The organism is Rhodopirellula baltica SH 1 (assembly GCF_000196115.1).
Taxonomy (GTDB): domain Bacteria; phylum Planctomycetota; class Planctomycetia; order Pirellulales; family Pirellulaceae; genus Rhodopirellula; species Rhodopirellula baltica.
This window is the reverse complement of sequence record NC_005027.1, coordinates 853,318-876,253: the sequence shown is the minus strand read 5'-3', so window position 1 is coordinate 876,253 and position 22,936 is coordinate 853,318. Positions and strand designations below refer to the sequence as shown.

Genomic DNA, 22,936 nt, shown 5'->3' with positions numbered 1-22,936 from the left:
AAGGCTGATATGCCTTCGCCGACGAACGTCGATTTTCGCATTTCGACGTCGAGACCTGCAGAGGTCTGCTCCGTCGAATGCTGCGGTGATGCTGATACGTGGGCGTCATTCCTACCTAAACCAGATTTGCTACTGCAAACAATCACCATCGGTTGTCGCCCGCTCCTTCATCCGAAGGTTGGCAAGCGTGCCCTCTCAACCGCTGGGGTGATCACGAACCGTGAGATCCTGTGCGTTGATCCACTACGTGTACATAACTCTTCGGATGACACGGTCGCGAGGATTGCAACGACCGTGAGCAAATTGAGCCTCACACACGTTTTGACCGGTATCAATCGGAACAACGCGTCAAGTCAGCCGAACCCGCAAAGTCAGCGGATCCTACGTGGACACCCGTACGTCTCATGCGGACGTCAATTTGTGTCGTTTAGGACGATGAGGCAATTCACCATGCAAAATAACGATCCTGAAGATTCAGCGATGTCCAAACGCGACTTTCACTTCTTTCAACTCGAAGATCGAGTCCTTCTCTCGGGTGAAGGTTTGGAAGCAATTGATGTCGTCGCACCTGATGCGGAGCTACTCGAATCACTCAACGCCGAGTTGGACTCGATCGACGCTGCGCTGAATGATTTTGATATCACCGACGTCACACCCGATGGTGAAGCGCGTCGGCCGAAAGACGATCCTGAGTTCTACGATCCGGCCGACGGTCCCATCACGTTGGATCCAGCGCGGCCGATCGAAGTCATCTTCATTGACGAAGGCGTGCAAGACAGCGATACGCTCGTCCAGAACCTACGCAATCAAAATGAAGACACACAGTGGGTCGTCGTACGCTTAGCGAGCGACCAAAGCGGTATCGATCAAATCAGCAGCGCGCTATCGATGTTGCAAGGTGTCGATGCGATTCATTTGGTTTCGCACGGCGACGGTGAAGCAATTCAGTTGGGCAACGATCGATTGAGCATTGATTCCGCTCCGTCGTTTGCCGGCGACATTGCGTCGTGGGGACATTCGCTTGACACGCAGGCCGATCTGTTGATCTACGGTTGCGATTTGGCAAGCACGACCGAAGGTCAAGACTTGATCGAGATGCTCGCGTTGGTTTGCAATTGCGACGTCGCGGCCAGTGACGATGCGACCGGTCACGCAGACCTCGGTGGTGACTGGATCCTCGAATACTCCGTCGGCGATGTCGATACCGACGTCGCCTTTGCTTATCTCGCTCAAGCATCATGGCACCACTCGCTTGATTTAACGGAAACGGGAGGCGAGACACTGGTCAACGCAACAACGACCGCGAATCAGGAAACGAGGCCGTTAAGCGGCAATGTGGACATGGATGATTCCGGGCGATACGTCGTTGTCTGGGATGATTACCAGAGTGGCAACTCAGATGTTTACGCAAAGGTGTTCAATGCGGACGGCACAGTACTTACCTCTGACTTTCGCGTTCACTCTGCCAGCTCGAGTGCCCAGGATTGGGGCACTGTCACTATGGCTGAAAATGGCAACTTTCTCGTTACGTGGGACGATGAGCGATCAGGGACCTATGAAACGTACATGCGGTTGTTTGATGTCAATGGCAATGCCTTAACCGCCGAAACCCAGGTTAGTACGCTCACTGGCGGGCAAGCCAATACATCGGCTGACTTTGCGGCCGACGGTTCTTTCGTTGTCGTGTTCGAAAGTTTGACAGAGCCAAACGTCTATCTTCAGCGATACAACGCCAGTGGTGTTGCACAAGGATCCAACACGCTCGTCAACACTACGACAAGCAATACACAACAAAACGCAACTGTAGCGGTCGCGGGTGATGGTAGCTTCGTCGTCACCTGGGAAAGCCAAAATCAAGACAATGGTACGACCTATGGCATTTACGGCCAACGCTACGATGCGCTAGGCGTATCGCAAGGGTCGAACTTTCTGGTGAACCAAACGGTGGCAGGTGATCAGCAATACGCGAATGTGGATTCTGATAGTGCTGGCAACTTCGTTGTCACCTGGACAAGTTCCGATGGAAACCAGGACGGCATCTGGGCTCGACGTTTTGATTCGTCGGGATCGGCTCTGGGTGATGAATTTCAGGTCAACACCTACACCACGGGCAATCAGTCTCGCTCGCATGTCGACATGAATGAGTCGGGTGAATTCATCATCACCTGGAACAGCGAGTCGCAGGACGGAAGCGGCAACGGCGTGTACGCTCAGCAGTTCGATAGCGAAGGTGCTCGGCTAAGCGGAGAAAGGCTGGTCAACACAACAACGTCGAATGAACAAGACAACACGACCGTCGCTTTCAGTGGCACTAGTGCGGTGATCGCATGGAGTGGAAATGGGACTGGAGATGCCGCCGGTGTATTTACCCAACGTTTCACGACGACCTACGAGAGCGTACTGAGCGTTGATACAACGAGCGATGTGATCGACGGCACAACCACCAGCGTTGCGGCGTTGTTGGCTAACCGCGGAGCAGATGGTTTCATTTCGTTTCGTGAAGCGATTCTCGCAGTCAACAATGACTCCGCGACGAACTGGAGGATCGACGTCGGCGCGGGTACCTACACGTTTGCTGCAGGATCGGGTGACACGGCAGGCGATTTTGATATTCGCAATAGCATGACCATCGTTGGTGACGGAATTGGCAGCACGATCATCGACGCTAGCCAAAATGACCGAGTCTTTGAGGTCTTTTTGGGAACGGTGGTTTTCCAAGACATGACGATCCAGGGCGGGCAAGGGACCGTCGTTGGATCGGGTATCGATGTCAATGTCGGAACAGATGTCACGCTCGACACCGTTCGAATGTTCAACAACGAATCCAACAATGCCGGAGGCGGAGCCATATTGAACGCCGGCACGCTAACGATCCTCGATTCCGAATTTGAATCTAACAACGCAACGGGTGCCGAGGGCGGGGCAATTCGCAACTCAGGTGACTTGACGATAGAAAGAACCACATTTACCGACAACTGGTCCAGCAATGATCTTGGGGGCGCACTTTATCAAGCTGGAACCGGGACGGCCACAATCACTGATTCTCTTTTTGTCAGCAATTCCAGCACCCTAAATTCAGGCGGTGCGATCTACGGTGCCGGGGATTTGACAATCACAAACACAACCTTCAGCGGAAATACCGCAGGGGCCAGTCACCACGGTTCAGCGATATTCGTAACCAACGGAACGACAACGCTGCAGAACGTCACGGTTACCGGCAACACCCATGGAGACAGCGGGGCGGTCCGAGTGACTAGCACCGGCACGCTAAACATCCGCAACACCATCATCGCTGGAAATAGCGGCGGTGGGGCCGACGATCTTTCATCCGTCGGCACGATCAACGATCTGGGTAACAACCTAATCGGTGACGGGACCGGTCAATCCGTTCTAGTCGACGGCGTCAACGGGAATCAAGTCGGCACCAGCGGCAGCCCACTCGATCCGATGTTGGAGGCTTTAGCGGACAATGGTGGTGCAACGTGGACCCACGCCCTTTTGGGAGCCAGCACCGCCATTGATGCAGGTAGCAACATAGGTGCCCCCACTGCCGACCAACGCGCAGTCGCTCGCGATAGCTCTGTTGATATTGGTGCCTACGAGTTCGTTGCTCCGATCGGACTATTGGCACACTACAAATTCGATCCACAAACCGGAGCCACCGACAGCAGCGGCAACGGCTTGGACGGCGTCTTTCAAGGTGACGCATCGGTTGACACGACCAGTGGAACAAACCAAGTCGGGGACGGAAAACTGACACTCGATGGAACTGGCGACTACGTGGACCTGACGTCGTCAATCTCAAGGTTTGATGACCTTTCCGAAGGCACAATTTCAGCTTGGGTCAACACTACCGACACCGGTTTCAATACGATCCTGGATACCAACGATGGAACAACATCAAACTTCGCTTCTCTGTGGATTGACAACGGGCAATTGATCTGGAGCGTTAATGTCGGGGGTTCATCACTTGTTCGCACAACATCGACCGCAACGATCAACGATGGCAATTGGCACCACATTGCCGTTACCACCGATGGCTCAGGAACCTCGATCTACATGGATGGAGTGAAACTGACGGGTGCCGCAATCACGTATTCAAGTTCGACGGATACAACGGCGTTCTTCGACGATGTCACTGGTGCGACGACCGTCTCATTGGGTGCTTACAATTCGGGAGGTGTCGGCGGCGAGTTTGACGGCTTGATCGATGATGTGCGGATCTACAATTACGCGGTCACCGAGTCGGATATGTCCGATCTTTACGCATACCGCTCTGAGACTCCCGCCGACCTGGCGATCACGGAAACAACGCAAGGGGGCATTCGCATCAATGAAGATGGCGGAAACGATGCGTATTTCATTGCCGATGACGGCGACAGTGTCCTGGGTGGCTTGACCGAATTCACGATCGAGATGCAGTTTGCATCGACTTCGATCACCAACCAAACAACACTATTCTCCTACGCGACTGAAGCCGATTCGAATGCTTTACTGAGTATCGTCAGCGGAACAACTCTTCTGCTGTATACCGATGGAGCGAGCTATAGCTTCTCTGGATTTGACTTCACATCGCTCGATGATGGCGAGGTGCATGGCATCGCGATGACGTGGGATAGCGTGACGGGTGAGGCGGAATTGTACGTCGACGGGGTGGTCAAATCTACAATATCCAGCGTTGCAATTGGGCACTCGATTGATGCCGGTGGCACGCTGGTGTTCGGCCAGGAACAAGACTCCGTCGACGGAGGCTATATCGCGAGCCAAATTTTCAGGGGCACGCTTCACGATATCCGCGTTTTCGATGACGTTCGGACTGCCGGGGAAATTGCCGCCAGCTACCGCAGCGAATTGCCATACGATGAAGCCAACCTACTCGCCAACTGGAAATTTGACGGTTTGTCGCCTGACGGAATCGTCACCGAATCAGTCAGCGGCAACAACCTAACAGTCGGTCACGCCAGCGGCACCGGATTCACTACAAGCGATCCGACATTGACTCTCGCAGTCGATGAAAATGCAATCAACGGCACCGTCGTTGGCAACTTGTACGGTGTGGATACCGAACGCAACGCGAGGATTGCTGCACTGCTGGCAGCCGATCCCAATCTGACTTACAGCGCTGAGACGGGCAGTTTCTACAAGTTCGTCAACTCAAACGTTAGTTGGAATGCTGCGTTGTCAGCCGCCGATGCAGCCACGCTTAGCAGCGTAGCGGGCGACTTAGTTCATATCGGATCCGCGGCCGAGAACGAATTGGTTTGGAGCATCGCTGCAAGTGGTGGTGCCGATGTCTGGATCGGTGGTTCCGACGAACAGGCGGAAGGAGATTGGCGTTGGTACGAAGACGGCAATCCGGAAGAGTCGTTTTGGTCGGGAGACTCGACCGGCTATCGTCCAAACGATCAGTATGTGAATTGGATCAGTGGCGAACCCAGCGCGGGACAAGCTGATGAGGACTATGGACGACTTAGACATACAGACGGGCAATGGTTGGACACCAATTCCACGCTCAATCATGCGTACCTGATTGAGTGGAACGCCGACGATGTCCTAGATGCCACCGAAGCGTTGAACTATGCAATCCAAGACCAAACCGTCACGGGTGCCTTCGCGATCGATGCCAGCACCGGCGTGATCACGATTGCCGATGGTTCGCTGTTGGACTTCGAAACGAACGCAGCTCACTCGTTAACCATTCGCGTCACCGATGTTGACTCGAACACCTACGACGAAGTCTTCAGCGTTGCGTTGAACGACATAACCGAGTCCATCGTTGGTCCGACTGATCTTTCAAGCGGCATCGAACTGAACTCAGACGGTGGCAATGACGCGTATCTGGTCGCAGCGGATGGCGACGTGTTGTTCGGCGGCAGCACCGAATTCACCTATGAGATCAGTTTCAGCACCACGTCGCCTGACAAGATGACATTGTTGTCCTATCGTTCCCCTTCGGATCCGGACGACAATTCGGACGCTCTACGCGTGACATTCCTCGCCAATGGGAATCTCAATGTCCTGCTGAACGGTGTCGCCACGACCGCGACCGGTGTGGACTTTGGGGAACTTCGAGATGGTTCGCTACACCGTCTGACAATCAGTTGGGACAGTAGTTCGGGGTTATTGAGTGCTAGTGTCGACGGCCAACAGTACTACTACGAAACTGGCTTCCAAACGGGTGAATCGATTCGAGGCGGCGGGGTGTTTCTAATCGGTCAAGAACAAGATTCCATCGAAGGCGGTTTTGCCTCGGACAATTTATTTTCAGGAACGGTCTACGACATCCGTATTTGGGACGATGTCCGTACTCAAGGTGAGACTGCCTTGGACCATCAATCAAAGTTTAGCCAAGGAAATTTACCAACCGGACTGATCGCAAACTGGCAAATGGACGGTTTCGACGGCTCAGGCGAAGTCGTTGATATCGTTGGTGGAAACAACCTCAGCATCGGACATGCAGTCGGTGCCGGGTTCAGCACCAGCACGCCCGTCGATGACTTGCACATCGTCGAAAACAGTGCCGACGGAACCAGCGTTGGGTTTGTCATACCAAGCGGTCCTGATGTCAGCAGCGATATCGTCGACGATGGGTTGTTCCAAGAGTCTTCCCCATCCACAACGCAATATGATGTGACAGGGACCTTCGGTGGTTGGACCGTCACGCAAGGTTCGGTTGATCTGTTTTCCACAAACGACTGGGAGTCTCCGCTGGGTGGTCGTGTCGTCAACCTGGACGGTTCTGCGCCGGGAGCGATTGAGCAAAATCTGACGACTGTCGCTGGCCGACAGTACCAAGTTGTCTTTGCGCTCACTGGCGACTTTAGCGGCGGAGACGCCGTAAAGAATCTTCGCGTCAGTGCGAGCGGTACGAGCGCTGATTTCCAAGCCACTCAGGAGAGCAATTGGTCATGGGGTGAAACCGGAGCATTTGAGCAGCGCAGCTTTACCTTCACAGCGGACGACACGACTTCGGTGCTCCAATTCAGATCGCTCGAAAGTCTGACAAGTACCTATGGTCCGTACATCGCTGACGTCCAAGTCATCGAACTTCCCGCTGCTGTGACGACGATTTTGAACGATGACCCGGCATTGTCCTACGACGCGGCGACAGGCAAGTTTTACAAACTTGTCACAAACGCGGTGAACGTGACCACGGCCATGTCGAGCGCGTCCAGCGACTTGATTAACGGAGTCGGCGGTCAACTAGTCACGATCCGTTCGTCCTACGAGAACGACCTTGTTCAGGCCATCGTTTCCCGAGCGGAATCGGAGTTCTACATTGGAGGCACTGACGCGACGAGCGAGGGCAACTGGAATTGGATCGAAGACGGGGCGGAGGCTGACAGTTTCTGGGTCGGTGATGAATTGGGTGCAGCGCCGACCGGGGCCTACGCAAACTTCAACTCCATTGAACCAAATGATTTCGGAGGGAACGAAGACTACGTTGCTATCTATGGATCGACCGGTCAGTGGCTTGACCTTTCTGGTGCAGACAACCGCGGCTACGTCGTCGAATGGGACGCCAGCGAAGTGCTGTCCAACTTCACGTTCACGCTGACCGATGACGCGGATGGCCGATTTGCAATTGATAGCAACACTGGCGAGATCACCGTCGCCGCCGGCGCAATGCTGGATATCGAAGTCGCAGCCTCGCACGACATTGGTGTGCAGGTCACCGATGCCACTGGAAACAGCTACAGCGAAACAATCACAATCAACCTGACCGACGCACTGGATGCTCCGGTCAATGTTGTTCCCGCCGCTCAGACGACCGACGAGGACGTCTCGATTGTTTTCAACAGCGGAAACAACAACCAGATTTTCATCAATGATGATGCGAGCGACATACTTCGCGTGACCCTGTCGGTCAACAACGGAACACTGACGCTCAGCCAAACCACGGGACTGACATTCGACTCGGGTACCAATGGAACCGGGACGATGACGATCCTCGGAACGACCAGCGACATCAACGATGCACTGGACGGACTGCAATACAGCCCCCTCGCAAATGTCAACGGCAGCGACACGTTAACCATTTCGACGACCGATGAAACAGTCTATCAACTCAACATCGACGCTGACTTGATCGCGTTGTACGAATTTGATGCGGCCGCGGCAGTCAGCGACACTTCGCCAACAGGCACAAACAGCGGCGCACTGGTTGGCGATGCAGCGGTCATCACTGACTCGCAACATGGCGATGTGATTTCGCTCGATGGCGACGGAGATCGATTGCAAGTCAGCAATCTACTCGGCCAACCCGCCAATGTGACGATGGCTGCTTGGGTGAACCTCACCGCCGCCGACACGCAGGGGTCCAACGTCATCGCAATCGGTTCCAGTGCTGGTTTGCGTTTGGACAACGCTTCCGGCCAAATGGTCGGGTATTTCCAAGACGGCTCGTTTCCGCAGGCTGTCACGTTCGATGTCACCGTGGCCGGAACCGGATGGAGGCATGTGGCTTTCACTTTTGACGATGCCACCGACACGGCCGTTCTCTATCTCGATGGTGCAGCGGTTGCGACCAAGACGATCACAACCTCGATCAGTTATTCGGGAAGCGTGACAAGCATCGGTGGCTTGAGCGTCGATGGGTACGACTTCCAAGGTTCCATCGACGACGTCCGATTCTACGATCGAGCCGTTGATGCAGCGGACATCTCCGCTCTGGCCTCGGTACCAGGAGCATTCAAACAGACCGACACGGTCGCGATCACGGTCACCCCGGTCAACGACGCGCCAGTGATGACGGCTTCATCGCCCACCTACCCCGCCACGGAAGATGGAGCTCCATTTGCTGCATCAGTGGCCGCGTTCTTGGGTAGTTCCGTCACCGATGCTGACGCGGGTGCAGTCGAAGGAGTCGCGATTTTCGGATCAGCTGGTTCCGGCGGCACTTTGGAATACAGCATCAACGGCGGATCCAGTTGGACAACCATTCCATCCGTTGATTCAACTTCCGCGTTGCTACTCAGAGCGAACGACCTGATTCGCTTCACGCCGGATACAGAAAACGGCGGCACTTTGACATTGGATTACCACGCGTGGGACCAAACATCAGGTACCGCGGGCGGCACAGCTGATGTCACCACACGAGGCGGATCAACCGCATTCAGCACGACAGACAACACCGTCACCGTGACCGTTGCGGATGTAAACGACGAACAAGTCATTAGCACCAACGACGGTGCAACGTTTGATGAAGGCTCGTTCGGCAACACCATCACATCCGCTATGTTAGAGACCACGGATGTCGACAACACCACCAGCGAATTGACCTACTCGGTGACAGGTTCTCCCAGTCACGGCCAACTGATGGTTGACGGAATCACCGCCACCACATTCACGCAAGCCGACATCAACGCTGGACGAGTCACGTACAACCATGACGACAGCGAAAACTTTTCGGACAGTTTTTCGTTCAGCGTGGATGATGGCGTTGGCTCAGTGTCGACGGGTTCCTTCAGCATCACACTGAACCCGATCAATGACAACGCGGTTACGATCACCAGCGATGGTGGCGGAGCGACCGCCAGCGTCAATGTGAACGAAACCGTGTCCTTCGTGACTCAGGTCACCGTCAGCGACGCTGATTTGCCGGGCGACACGATGACGTATTCGATCATCGGCGGAACCGACCAAGCGGATTTCGCAATTGACTCCTCAGGCAATTTGACTTTCGTCAGCCCACCGGACTACGAGAACCCCGACGACAGCGATTCTGACAATGTCTACGAAGTCACGGTTCACGTGACCGATGGCATTTACGTCGACGCTCAGACGATCACAGTCACTGTGCAGGACGTACAAAGCACCGCACTGAACGTCACCACCACTTCGGATGTCGATGACACCGGATTGGGTGCGAGCTACACGATCGAGGAACTGTACGCGGTTGGCGGCGGCACCGACGGTGAAATCTCGCTTCGTGAAGCAATCACGGCGGCCAACGGAACACTCGGCCAAGACACCATCAACTTCTCAATTTTGAATTCTGACGCGGGCTACACCGGCACCGATGGAGTCGACGCGTACTGGCAGATTTCGCTCACCGCTGCGCTGCCGACCATCACCGAATCCGTCATCCTCGACGGCATCTCTCAGTCGACATTCAGTGGAGACGCCAACCCGGGCACCCTGGGCGCTGTCAACGAAGCGGGCACAAACGGTCAATCGATTAGCTATGTTGACCGTCCAGAAATCGCGATCGTCGGATCGTCCGGATTCTCTGGACTGGTCGTCTATTCGGACGACGTGACGATTCAAGGATTTTCGTTGTATGGGTTCTCAGACGCCAACGCAGTCTTCATCAATGACGGAGTTCAGAACACGCTGATCGACTCCAACGTCTTCGGAGTGACGCCGACAGGGATCAACGATCCAGGCGCCGCGTTGAACACGCTTATGCACGTCCATTCCAATGGCTCCGACAACGGAGTGCTGTCGAATAACATCCTGGCCTATTCAAAGTCAGCTGGACTTTTTGCAGCCAATGGTTCCGATGGCTGGACAATCACCGGCAACCAATTCATCAACAGTGGTTACAACTATAGCAACGGCGACGCCATCGCGATGAACGGCTCGACCGGCGGCACCATCGATGGCAACTACATCGCCGGCAGTTCCACGCAAGCGATCATCCTGTCCGGTTCCACCAGCGGAATCACGATCAGCGACAACACGATTATGGGCAATGGCGTCGGTCCCGTTACCGGATCACATGTGCAGTACGATGCCGTCGCTCTGCGAAGCGGCACGACGAACATCACGCTGTCTCACAACGTCGTCGCCGATAACTTTGGTGCCGGGATCCTGGTCAATGATGGTGCGACAGGCATCGAGATCACCGAGAACTCAATCTACGGCAACGGCACGGTTCTGTCTCGACAAGGTGCCGCGGCCAGTGGAATCGTTGGCATCGATCTACAGGCAACCGGGGAAGACGTCGCCCTTGGAACGGCTCCCTATTACACCGTAAATGACGCTGGCGATGCAGACACCGGCGGCAACTCGCTGCAGAACTTCCCGGTCATCACCCAAGCCATTAGCAACGGTTCGCAGATTTCGATCGAAGGTAGTTTTAACAGCGTCGCGAACGAAACATTCACGATCGAATTCTTTACGTCGACCTCTTACGCCAACGGACATGGACAAGGACAGACGTTCGTCGGTTCAATCAATGTCACGACCGACGGCAGCGGTAACGCAACGTTCAACTACGTCCGATCAGGCAGTTTCAACGCCAGCGACTTCATCACTGCGACAGCAACCAACGATTCGACCAAAGAGACATCTGAATTCGCCGCTCAGTTTGCGATCGACGGCCCAGTCTATGCGAACCAAGACGATGGTCACTTAGAACTCGATGGCACCGACGACTACGTCGCGATCGCTTCGTCACCAGAACTGACGATGTCCAACACGATGACAATGGAAGCCTGGGTCCGTCCCGACGCGTCGGCAAACACCGATCGCATGATTTTGAACAAAGAGGGTGAATACGAAATATCGGTGGATGCTGATGGGTCCATCAAGTGGGCATTTGCCAACTCCGATCCTGGTTGGGCATGGCACGACACTAACTACACCCTGACCGACGGCGAATGGGCTCACGTCGCTGTGTCCTACAACAACGGAACGGTATCCACCTACGTCAACGGCGAGCTTATCGAGGTCTACGAGGGGAGCGGAACGATCGGGGATTCTCATCCGACATTGAACGAACTGCACATCGGCGGACGCGGAAACAATCCGGCTGGGCAGTACTTCCAGGGCGGAATCGACGATGTTCGAGTTTGGAATGTCGCTCGCTCACAAGCCGAAATCCGCGCCGGCATCGACACTCCACCAACGGGTTCCGAAACAGGGCTGGTCGGCTACTACCAATTCAATGGTTCAGGAACAACAGTCACCGACGCTTCCGGCGATGGAAATCACGGCACGCTCGGTGGCGGAGTCGCCAGCCAAGAACCAACACGTTCATCGTATAGCGTCGGCGAAGATGGCACGCTCAGTGTGTCGGTCGGCAACGGCTTGCTTGCAAACGATATCGAGATGGACGGTGACTCGTTAACCATCACCGAAATCAACGGCAATGGTTCTGACGTCGGCAACAACATCACCTTGCCTTCGGGTGCGACGATCCAACTGGAAGCCGACGGCAGCTTCAGTTACGACCCCGGAACGATCTATCAGAACCTGAACGATGGCGAGACCGCTACCGAGACGTTCACTTACACGGTCAGTGATGGAAATGGAAACACCGACACGACCTCCGTTGCGATCACCATCATCGGCGGCAACGATGCGCCGATCATTTCAACGATCGAAGGCACGACGCTCGACTACACCGAGGACGATGGCTACGTCAACATCACCGGCGCCTTGACGCTGAGCGATATCGACAACGCGAATCTTCATTCAGCCACCGTCTCCATTTCATCCGGACTGGCCTCCAGTGAAGACGAACTCCATTTCGTTGACCAAAATGGCATCACCGGATCCTACGATTCCGGAACCGGAATCCTGACCCTGACCGGCACCGCCTCCGTCGCGGACTACCAAGCGGCACTGCGTTCTGTCCAGTATCGCAATTCGGATGCCAATCCGAATACAGCCACGCGCACGATCGAATTCGTAGTCAATGACGGAACAGCGGATTCGGATGCGGGATCGCGAGACATCGCGATCGAATCGGTCAACGACGATCCATACAACAGTGGAACGTTGCCATCCAGCGTCACCACCTTGGAAGACACCCAGTCCGACATCGTCTTCACCGGATTCGACTTACGAGATGTCGATGGGAGCGGTGGTCATACCTTGACCATCAAACTGTCGACGGCAGACGGCGGACTGCTCTTTGCATCGGATGCCGGGGGTGTCACGGTAACAGGCAGCAATTCCGCCAACCTGACGCTGTCTGGAACCCGCGCGGACCTAAACGCATTCATGACCAGCAGCGATCGCGTCCAGTATCAACACAGCGTTGCAAACACAGAAGGAACCGCCAGCGACACAGTGACGGTGATCGTCAACGACAACGGAAACACCGGAACCGGTGGCGGAACCGATCAAAATCTTGGCGATGTCCAAATCGACATCACGAACGTGAATGACGCTCCAACCGGAGCCGACAACACCATCACAATCAATGAAGATGCAACCCACACCTTCACTCTCGCTGACTTCGGTTTTTCGGACATCGAAGGCGATGCATTCGAGCGTGTCTACATTGACACGTTACCTGGTCAAGGATCGCTGTATTACAACGGCTCAACATTTGCGGCCGGAAATTTTGTCTCGGCTACCGATATCGCCAGCGGATTGCTGACGTACGAACCAACCGCCGAGCACAACGGCGCCGGCTATGCCAGCTTTGACTTCCGCGTCCAAGACGACGGTGGCACCGCCAATAGCGGCAGCAACATCGATCTGGTCGCCAACACGATCACATTCGACGTCAGCGCGATCAACGACAGTTCAGAATTCCTGGCCAGCGACGTCATCGTCAACGGAGACTTTTCAACCGATCTAAGCGATTGGACCATTGCGAACAACGTTGACTGGGATAGCGAGTCCGTGCGGTTTGGCCAAATCGGCGGGCTCAACGGGTCGCTCTCGCAAACCTTCACCACCGTCATCGGGCAAACGTACTACCTAACGTTTGAATACGGCGACTACAGCAATAGCAAAGCTCAATCACTGGACATCGCCGTCGATGGCGGTGGAAGCTTGCTATCCGAATCCATCGATTCCGGGGTAACTGAGAACGCTCCTCAACACTACACATTCCGATTCACTGCGGACTCAACTTCCACGACACTGACGTTCTCAGACACATCGGCCGACCACTCCGGTGTCCGGGGCTACCTCGACAATGTCGAAGTCCGTTCCACCACGTTTCCTTCTATCGAGACAACTGCCTACACCGAAAACGACGCTGCGACTGTCGTCAATGCAAACATTGAATTGGGTGACATCGATGACACCAACATCGAATCGGCCACCGTTCATATCACGGGCAATTTCGCTGGTGTAGAAGACGTCCTCGCCGCAACCGATCAATTCGGCATCACTTCGAGTTACGACTCGGTAACCGGCATGCTGTCGTTGAGCGGCAGTGCAACATTGGACGAATACGAAACCGTCCTTCGCTCCGTCACCTACGCCAACACCAGCGACAATCCCGACGACGCAACTCGAACGGTCAGCTTCGCGGTCAATGATGGCAACGGAAGTTCCGTCGCCCGTCATCAGTACATCGATTTCACCGCGGTCAACGATACCCCCGTGTTCAATAACCTCGGCGGCGGGAACACATTCACCGAAGGTGGCACCGCTGTCGTTATCGATGCGGATGCCACGATCTTTGATCCTGAGTTGGAAGCAACAGGGGTCAACAGTTACGACAACACTGTTCTGACGATTCATCGAAACGGTGGAGCCATCGGCCACGATGTTTTTTCCGAAACCGGAAATCTGTCCGCGATGACAGAATCGGGCGCATTGGTATTGAGCGGCACCACCGTCGGCACAGTCAGTGTCAACTCCGGGGGCACGCTGACGTTGCGGTTCAATTCGAACGCCACAGAAGCGATCGTCAACGAAGTCTTGCAATCGATCGCTTACAGCAACACCAGCTACGCACCGCCAACGAGCGTGACGCTGGACTATTCCTTCAGCGACGACAACTTCGGGACCCAGCAAGGCACCGGTGGAGAGCAAACCGGAACCGGCAGCGCGGTCGTCAACATCACGTCGGTCAACCAATTGCCGGTCGCTGATCTCAACGGAGCCGACGGCGGCGGGCTCGATCATTCGGTCAACTTCACCGAAGGCGACGGCGCCGTGTTGATTGCTGACACCGACGCGACCATCACGGACCTCGACCACACCCAATACGAATCGCTAGGAATCAACCTCGTCGATTTCGTCGACGGAACGGACGAAGAAATCACAATTGGCGGGACGACGTTTTACGCTGATTTCTCTGACACTCAAATTGTCACGGTGGGATCGACCGACTTCGAAATCGATTTCGATGGCACTGGGTTCACTATCACACGCGACGGCGGAGGGCTGATACCACAAGCCGACCTGCAAACGCTGCTGCGGACGATTACGTACCAGCACACAGGTGAAGACGCGACCAGTAGCGACCGAACGCTGACGATCATCCCGCAAGACGCACTGAGCGCCAACGCATCACCCGGTGGTGTATCAACCATCAGTGTGACGAGCGTCAACGATGCCCCCGTCTTGGACAATTCTGCCGACCTGACGTTAACGACTCAATCCGAAGATGCCGGCGCACCGGTAGGGGCCGTCGGCACCGTCATCACGGACTTAGTTTCGATCGGTGGGAACGTCACTGACGTGGATGATTCACCACAAACCGGCATTGCGATCACCGCAGCCGATTCTTCCAACGGAACGTGGTGGTACACCACTGATGGCGGCACGAACTGGAACACTTTAGGCAGCGTCAGCGATTCATCCGCTCGCGTGTTGAACGCCAATAGCAATACAAGAATCTACTTCGAAAGCGATGCTGACTTCAATGGAACGATCAGCGACGCGATCACATTCCGAGCATGGGACCGTACCACAGGTTCCAACGGTTCGCTGCAAGACGCCAGTACCAATGGTGGTGCAACCGCGTTTTCGAGTGAGACCGAAACCGCGGACCTGGACATCACCGCGATCAACGACGCCCCCACGCTGTCCAACACATCCACCGTCCTATTCACGGATAGTTTTGAGACACCTGATGTGACGGGCACGGACGCCGATGATCCGCCAGGATGGATCAGCGACAGTCACCCATCCTATGTGTCCCACGTCGATGAAGACTCCGGTAGCTTCACAACCCCGTATGGCGACCAGGGAATCCGCGTCTACCAAGGCTCGACAATCGGAGCAACTACGGACGCGACCGGTCTGAACGCACCGTTGGAAGCCAACTCGAGCTATCAATTGTCATTCAATGTGGCGCGATCTACCGGTGCCGTTGGCGACTACATCGTTCAACTGATCGCCATCGCCGGTGACAACTCCGAAACGATCTTGTCCAGCGTTTCGGGGCTCGCCTACGAAACCGACTTCTCCGAATCGGGAACCATCAATTTCACGACCGATGGATCGCACACTGCGGTACTGGGCGACCGGATTGCAATCCGTTTACTGCACAATCCAGTTTCCGACTACACACACGATGTGTTGTTCGACAACATTCAGCTCACCAAGGACGTGGTGACTTATGTCGAAGATGGTCCAGCAGTCATCCTCGATGAGAATGCGGTTGTCGCCGACGCCGAACTCGATGCCGCCGGCGGTGGTTCAGGCAATTACTCCGGCGCGGTTTTGACCCTCGGACGAGAAACGGCCCTCAGCGACGAAGACGTGTTCTCGTTCAACGACGGAAACGGAATTTCTTTGTCAGGAAGCAACCTGATCAAGAACGGCGAAATCATCGCGAGCTTTGACACTGCTGGAACCGACGGTGAGTTGACCATCACGTTCACGGACGCCAATGGCGAAGTGCCCACCACCGCGGATGTCAACAACATCCTTCAACAAATCACTTACGCCAACGCCAGCGACGCTCCACCGCAATCTGTCCAAATCGATTGGACATTCAACGATGGCAACGGAGGATCTCAAGGCAGCGGCGGTGCACTGATTGCAAGCGGCAGCACACATGTCGAAACCACATCCGTCAACGACGCGCCCGAACTGGACGACACCTACCTGTACACGTTGACGTCGATCGACGAAGACAACGTCACCAACAGCGGCCAAACCGTGGCGTCAATCCTCGCCAGCAACGCGGGCACCGGCATCACCGACGCCGATTCGGGTGCAGCAGAAGGCATTGCGATTCGTGCCACCAGCACCAGTAACGGACACTGGGAATACTCCGTCAACGGTGGAACCGATTGGTCCGACATCGGAACCGTCAGTGCGGCCAGTTCACTGGTTCTGCGAGATACCGATTTGGTTCGTTTCATCCCCGATGAAGCCAACGGCGAACAAAGCAACCTGACCTTTGTCGCGTGGGATCAAACCGACGGATCAACCGCTGGCACTAAAGTTAGCTCGGCCAGCACCGGTGGCACGACCGCATTCAGCGATGAAGTCGCCGTGGCACGAATCACGGTCACCGATGTCAACGATGCACCGACGGTTTCCAGCCCCGCCACCGCAACGGTCAACGAAGGCGGTTCGCTGACGTTTGACATTTTGGGAGCAGGAATTCTTGATACAGCCGATGTCGACGGAGACAACCTGACGGTGACCGTGACCGCCAACCATGCCGCGATCACGCTTTCACAAACCTCGGGACTGACCGTCATCGATGGCGACGGCAGTGACGGAACGCTGCAGTTCAGCGGCAGTGTGGCTGATATCGACGCGGCCTTGTACGGTTTGGACTACGACTCGCAAGCCGGCTACAACGGCAGTGCGTCCCTGGTCGTCTTGGTCGACGACGGCAACCTGACCGATTCAACGACGGTCGCAATTACGGTCAATCCCGGCCAAACCGTGTTCACCTGGGACGGTGGCGGAACGAGCAACGATTGGTCCGACGCAGACAACTGGGATCATGACTTGGTTCCCGAAGCCGACGACATCGTCGTGTTCAATGCGACCAGTACAAAAGCCTCGACGGTGGATGCATTGTTTGCCGGTGCGATCTCGCAAATCAATGTCACCGCCGCCTACACCAACACGATCACTCAGACGGCCGACCTGAACGTGACCGGCGACATGAGTTTCCTGGGCACGACCTGGAACGCGAACGGAGCGACACTCGACGTCGACGGCGACTTTACCGTGACCGACCTTCGCAGCGGTGGCGGCGATCTGTTCTTCGGCGGCGACTACACGCAAACCGGCGGCGCGAACAACTTCAGCGGCACGTGGACGTTCGATTCGATCGACGCACAAACGATCAACACTTCGAGAACGATCGGTTCGGTCGATTTCGACTCCGGTGACACGATCACCTTCGCAAATGACTTGAGCATTTCGGGTGACCTCACTCACTCGTCGGGAAGTGTCGACTTTGCCGGATACGAAGTCAGCCTGGACGGCACCAGCAACCAAATCGTTGATGCGGCTGGTTTGACGTTCGACGATTTCGAATTCAACAACGCAACCGGAACGATCACCATCACCGGCGGATTAGACATCGACGGCGATCTGACTTACTCAAACGTCAATACAATCGACGGCGGGACGATCACCGCGTCAGGCAATGTCATCACCACGGATGACTCGATCTCCGGCACCAGCCTGCTAACGCTCGATGGAACGGGCGACCAGCAGATCTCGACTGGCGGCGGAACTGGTGAACTCGGCAATCTGGAAATCAACAAGGCTTCCGGTACGGTCCAACTGGTCGACGACATCGAACTCGGCGGCAACTTCACGCACACCTCGGGCGGATTTGACGCGGGTGGAAACACCGTTGAATTCCAAGGCCACAACACGACGATCACCGCGGGATCGGCCTCGTTCGACAACGTGATTCTCAACAGCACCGTTTCCGGTTCGAGAGTCATCGTTGGCACCTTGGACGTCGATGGCGACTTCACGTTCCTCAACGCGGGCACGCTCAACGGCGGGCAAATCACTGTCGCTGGCGACATGGTTTTCAGCGACGCGTCCTACAGCGGCACGACCATGATGATTGCCGATGGAACGGGTAATCAAACGATATCGGCCGGCGTCGCAGGATCAAAGGTCGAACAGCTGACGATCAACAAGTCATCTGGCACGTTCACGTTTGGAACCGACCTGACAATCGGGGGCAGTCTGAACCATATCGCCGGGACCGTCGCTGACGTGACGCATACAATCACGTTTGGCAACAACTCGGGAACGATCAGCGCCAGTGCGATCAACTTCGACGATGTGATCATCGATTCCAGCAACAACAAAAACATCTCAGGTGTTTTGAACGTCGGTGGTGATCTGACGATCGAGCGAGTCGCAAGCCTCAACGTCGGCGACATTCGCGTTTCCGGCAACGTCACCTCCAACGACACAGCGGTCGGTGGCGACGTGACATTGACGCTCGTGGGCGCCGGCGACCAAACAATTTCCGGCGATGATCTCGCCAACGGTGACATCACCATCAACAAGGCATCGGGCACCGTGTACTTGGGTGATGCGTTGACACTCGACGGCGCCGGTCAAGAAGTCTATGTGACCGGCGGCACCCTGGACTTATCCGGCCAATCGATCAGCACCGATTTGATCGTGAACAGCGGAACGCTGACTGGCAACGGCAGCATCGGCGGCGACCTGACTCTTCTGGGCGGTGCAACCGTCATCTTGGATATCACGTCGAACTCGGTCTTCGATTCGATCGCAATCACGGGAGACGCCAACATCACATCGGGTTCCTTGGTGCTCGACGTCGACGGTGTTGCCGCCGGTGGGTTACTGGATGATCTGTTTACTTTCGCCAGCGGAGGCGGCAGCGGCACATGGACCTCTATCGCGCTGCTCAACAACGCGGCCCACAGCTTCACCGCTCACGAAACCTACAACGACGACAACTTTGACGTCTTCCTCAACTCGGCCCCGACCGGCTCGATCGCGGACGTCAACGTCAACGAAGACGCTGCCAACGAGGTCATCGATCTGGATGCGGCGTTCAGTGACCTTGAGCACGCCGACAACGAGCTGACTTACAGCCTCGTCGGCTACACCGATCCCGCCCTGCTCGATTCAGCAACGATCGACAACGGTGCCGGCACACTGACGTTGGACTTCGCCGCCAACGAACACGGGACCTATCAGATCACCGTCCGAGCCACTGACGCTCGCGGCGGATACACCGATGTTTCGTTTGACGTCGTTGTAACCGCTGTCGACGATGCCCCCGTGATCTCCGGTGGCCCTGATTCGGCCAACCTCACCGAGACCGACAATGGTTTGTCCAGCTCAGGCTCGTTCACGGTCACCGATGCCGATGTCCCGGATGAAGTCACCGCAGCGGTCGATAGCGTCGCCGTCAGTGGAACCGGAGTGGGCAGTGTTCCTGGGACACTCAACAACAGCACCCTGCAAAGCTTCCTCACCGTCTCTCCGACAGCGGTACTCGACAACACAGAGACCACCAACACGCTGACGTGGAACTTCAACAGCGGTACCGAAGCCTTTGACTTCCTCGCCGATGGGGAAACGTTGATTCTGACCTATGTCGTCAGTGCCACGGATGACAGCGGATCGCTGCTGAGCGATACCGAAACCGTTACCGTCACTATCACCGGTACCAACGATGGGCCAACCGCCTCGGTCGACACCGGCACGGCAACCGAATCAGGTGGGATCGCCAACGCGACCGTTGGCTCCGATGCAACCGGCAGCGTGCTGAGCAATGACACTGATGTGGACGTGAGTGACTCGCTGTCGGTTGTCGGTGTCGCGGCAGGTTCGCAGGGATCCGCCTCAGGTTCCGTCGCCAGCAACGTCGCGGGTACTTTCGGAACGATCCAGATTGCCAGCAACGGGTCGTACACCTATGTCATCGATGAAACCAATTCAACCGTCCAAGCACTTCGCACGACAAGTGACACATTGCAGGACGTCTTCACCTACACAATCGAAGATTCCAACGGAACGAACAGCACCGCTGAGATCACAATCACCATTCAGGGTGCGAATGACAATCCGCATGACTTGGCAACCACCGGTTTGACCGTAGTCGAAACCGCCAACAACGGAACCTCCGTCGGCACGATCACTCCCAGCGACGTTGACTCCGGCGACACAGCGACCTTCACCTTGACCGACGACGCGAATGGTCGCTTCACGATCGATCCCAACACGGGTGAGGTCACCGTCGCGGACACGTCGCAACTGGATCACGAAACCGACACCACTCACAACATCACTGTTCGAGTGACAGACACCGCCGGTGCAACCTACGACGAGACCTTTGTGGTGACGATCACCGATGCCAATGAGCATCCGGTCAGCACCCCGACGGATAGCGACGCGGCAGCCAACGAAGTCAATGAAAACTCCGCCGAGGGAATTTCCGTTGGAATCACGGCCGATGCGTTCGACTTGGACTCCACCAACAACACCGTCACCTACAGCCTGACAAGCAATCCAGACGGGTTGTTCCAAATTGATCCCAACACCGGTGAGGTCACAACATCGTCCAATGCGATCGATCGCGAAACGCATGGCCCGAGCCGATCCATCACGGTTCAGGCGACCAGTTCCGATGGATCCACGGCGACGGAAACGTTCAACATCGCCATCAACGATTTGAACGAGTTCAATGTTTCCACTCCGACCGATAGCGACCTTGGAACAAACGAAGTCGACGAAAACGTTGCCGCAGGAACGACCGTTGGCGTCACAGCAGACGCGTTTGACCTCGACGCCACCAACAACACCATCACTTACAGCCTGAGTTCCAACCCAGGTGGATTGTTTCAAATCGATTCCATCACCGGCGAAGTCACGGTTGCTGGATCCATCGATCGGGAATCATCCGATCACTACGACATCACCGTCACCGCGACATCCAGCGACACGTCCTCGGCATCGCAATCCTTCACGATCTATATCAACGACATCAACGAGTTTGTTGTCGTCGCGGGTGGAGATATCGACGGCACCGTCAACGAAGTCAACGAAAATTCGGCTGCCGGAACCTCGGTCGGCATCACCGTTTTGGCCACGGACTCGGATGCGACCAATAGCAACGTTCAGTACACGATGTTCAATGATGCGGGCGGTCGTTTCGACGTCGACCTGCATTCCGGAGTCGTCACCGTCGCTTCGGGATCATCGCTGAACTTCGAACACCAAACCTCACACGATATCATCGTTCGGTCCACGTCAGACGATGGATCCTTCGTCGATCAAACCTTCACAATCCAAGTTCGCGATGTCAACGAAGCTCCGGTCGCATTGGGTGACGGTGTTTACACGGCCATCGTCGGGCAAAGCACTGTCCTTGACTCACCCCACTTGTTGGCCAACGACGTCGATGTCGACTCCGATCCACTTCGGGTTGTCATCATCGCTCATCCGGCCAACGGAACGCTGCAAATTGATTTGGCCGGTGACGTCACTTACACACCGAACCCCGGGTACTTCGGTTCCGATTCGTTCAGCTATCAAGCAGACGATGGCTCGCTGACCAGCAACACAGCCACGGTCACAATCGATGTGACGCCCGGTTCATCTGGCGGCACCGGCGGAAGTTCCGGTGGTGATGGGGGCGGCGACTCCGGTGGATCAACAGGAAGCGGCGATGGCGGTTCCGACGGTGACGGCGGATCGGACAGCGGAGATAGCTCCAGCGAATCCGGCGGCGACAGCAGCACCGACGGCAATACCAACCCGGTCGGTCCCGGTGGCTCCACGGGTTCATCTGAAGACGAGTCCACACAAGCCGGACGAGGCAACTCGGAAGCCAAACCGGGCGATGGCAGTGGCTCTGAATCAGGCGAAGAAAGTGCCGGCAATGGCAACGACGCTCGCGGACAAGGGGTCCGTGCGACATCCAGCCAATCCGGGCGAGTCGCTCAGCGGTTTGGCTTCGCCGACTCAATGTTCATCTACGACATTCTCAACGGTGAAAACGGACTGCTCAACGGACTCGATGGCGACTCGGAGCTCAACACGCTGCTCAGTTGGCACCTTACCGACAACGGCTCCGTCCAAATCAACGAAACATACGAAAACGATGAAATCCATGTCGGTGCGGTTGGCACGACCTTGGGTTTGGCCTCAATCGGTTATGTGCTTTGGGCACTGCGAGGCGGGATGTTCATCGCAACTATGTATGCGGGCATCCCAAGTTGGCGAATGCTCGACCCAGCATCGTTGCTTTCTGCCTATCGCGGAGCCGACGGTGCGGCCCAGGACAAACTGGAAGAAATGCTCGACTAGC

At 55.8% G+C, this 22,936-nt stretch carries 1 protein-coding gene; it reads left to right on the top strand.

Translation table 11 applies throughout. From position 1 onward, the window contains the following. The first annotated feature begins 450 nt into the window (after positions 1-450). Positions 451-22,935: a LamG-like jellyroll fold domain-containing protein gene (locus RB_RS03335; protein WP_164921441.1), complete on the top strand. Its 22,485-nt coding sequence runs from the start codon at positions 451-453 to the stop codon at positions 22,933-22,935. The last annotated feature ends 1 nt before the right edge of the window (position 22,936 follow it).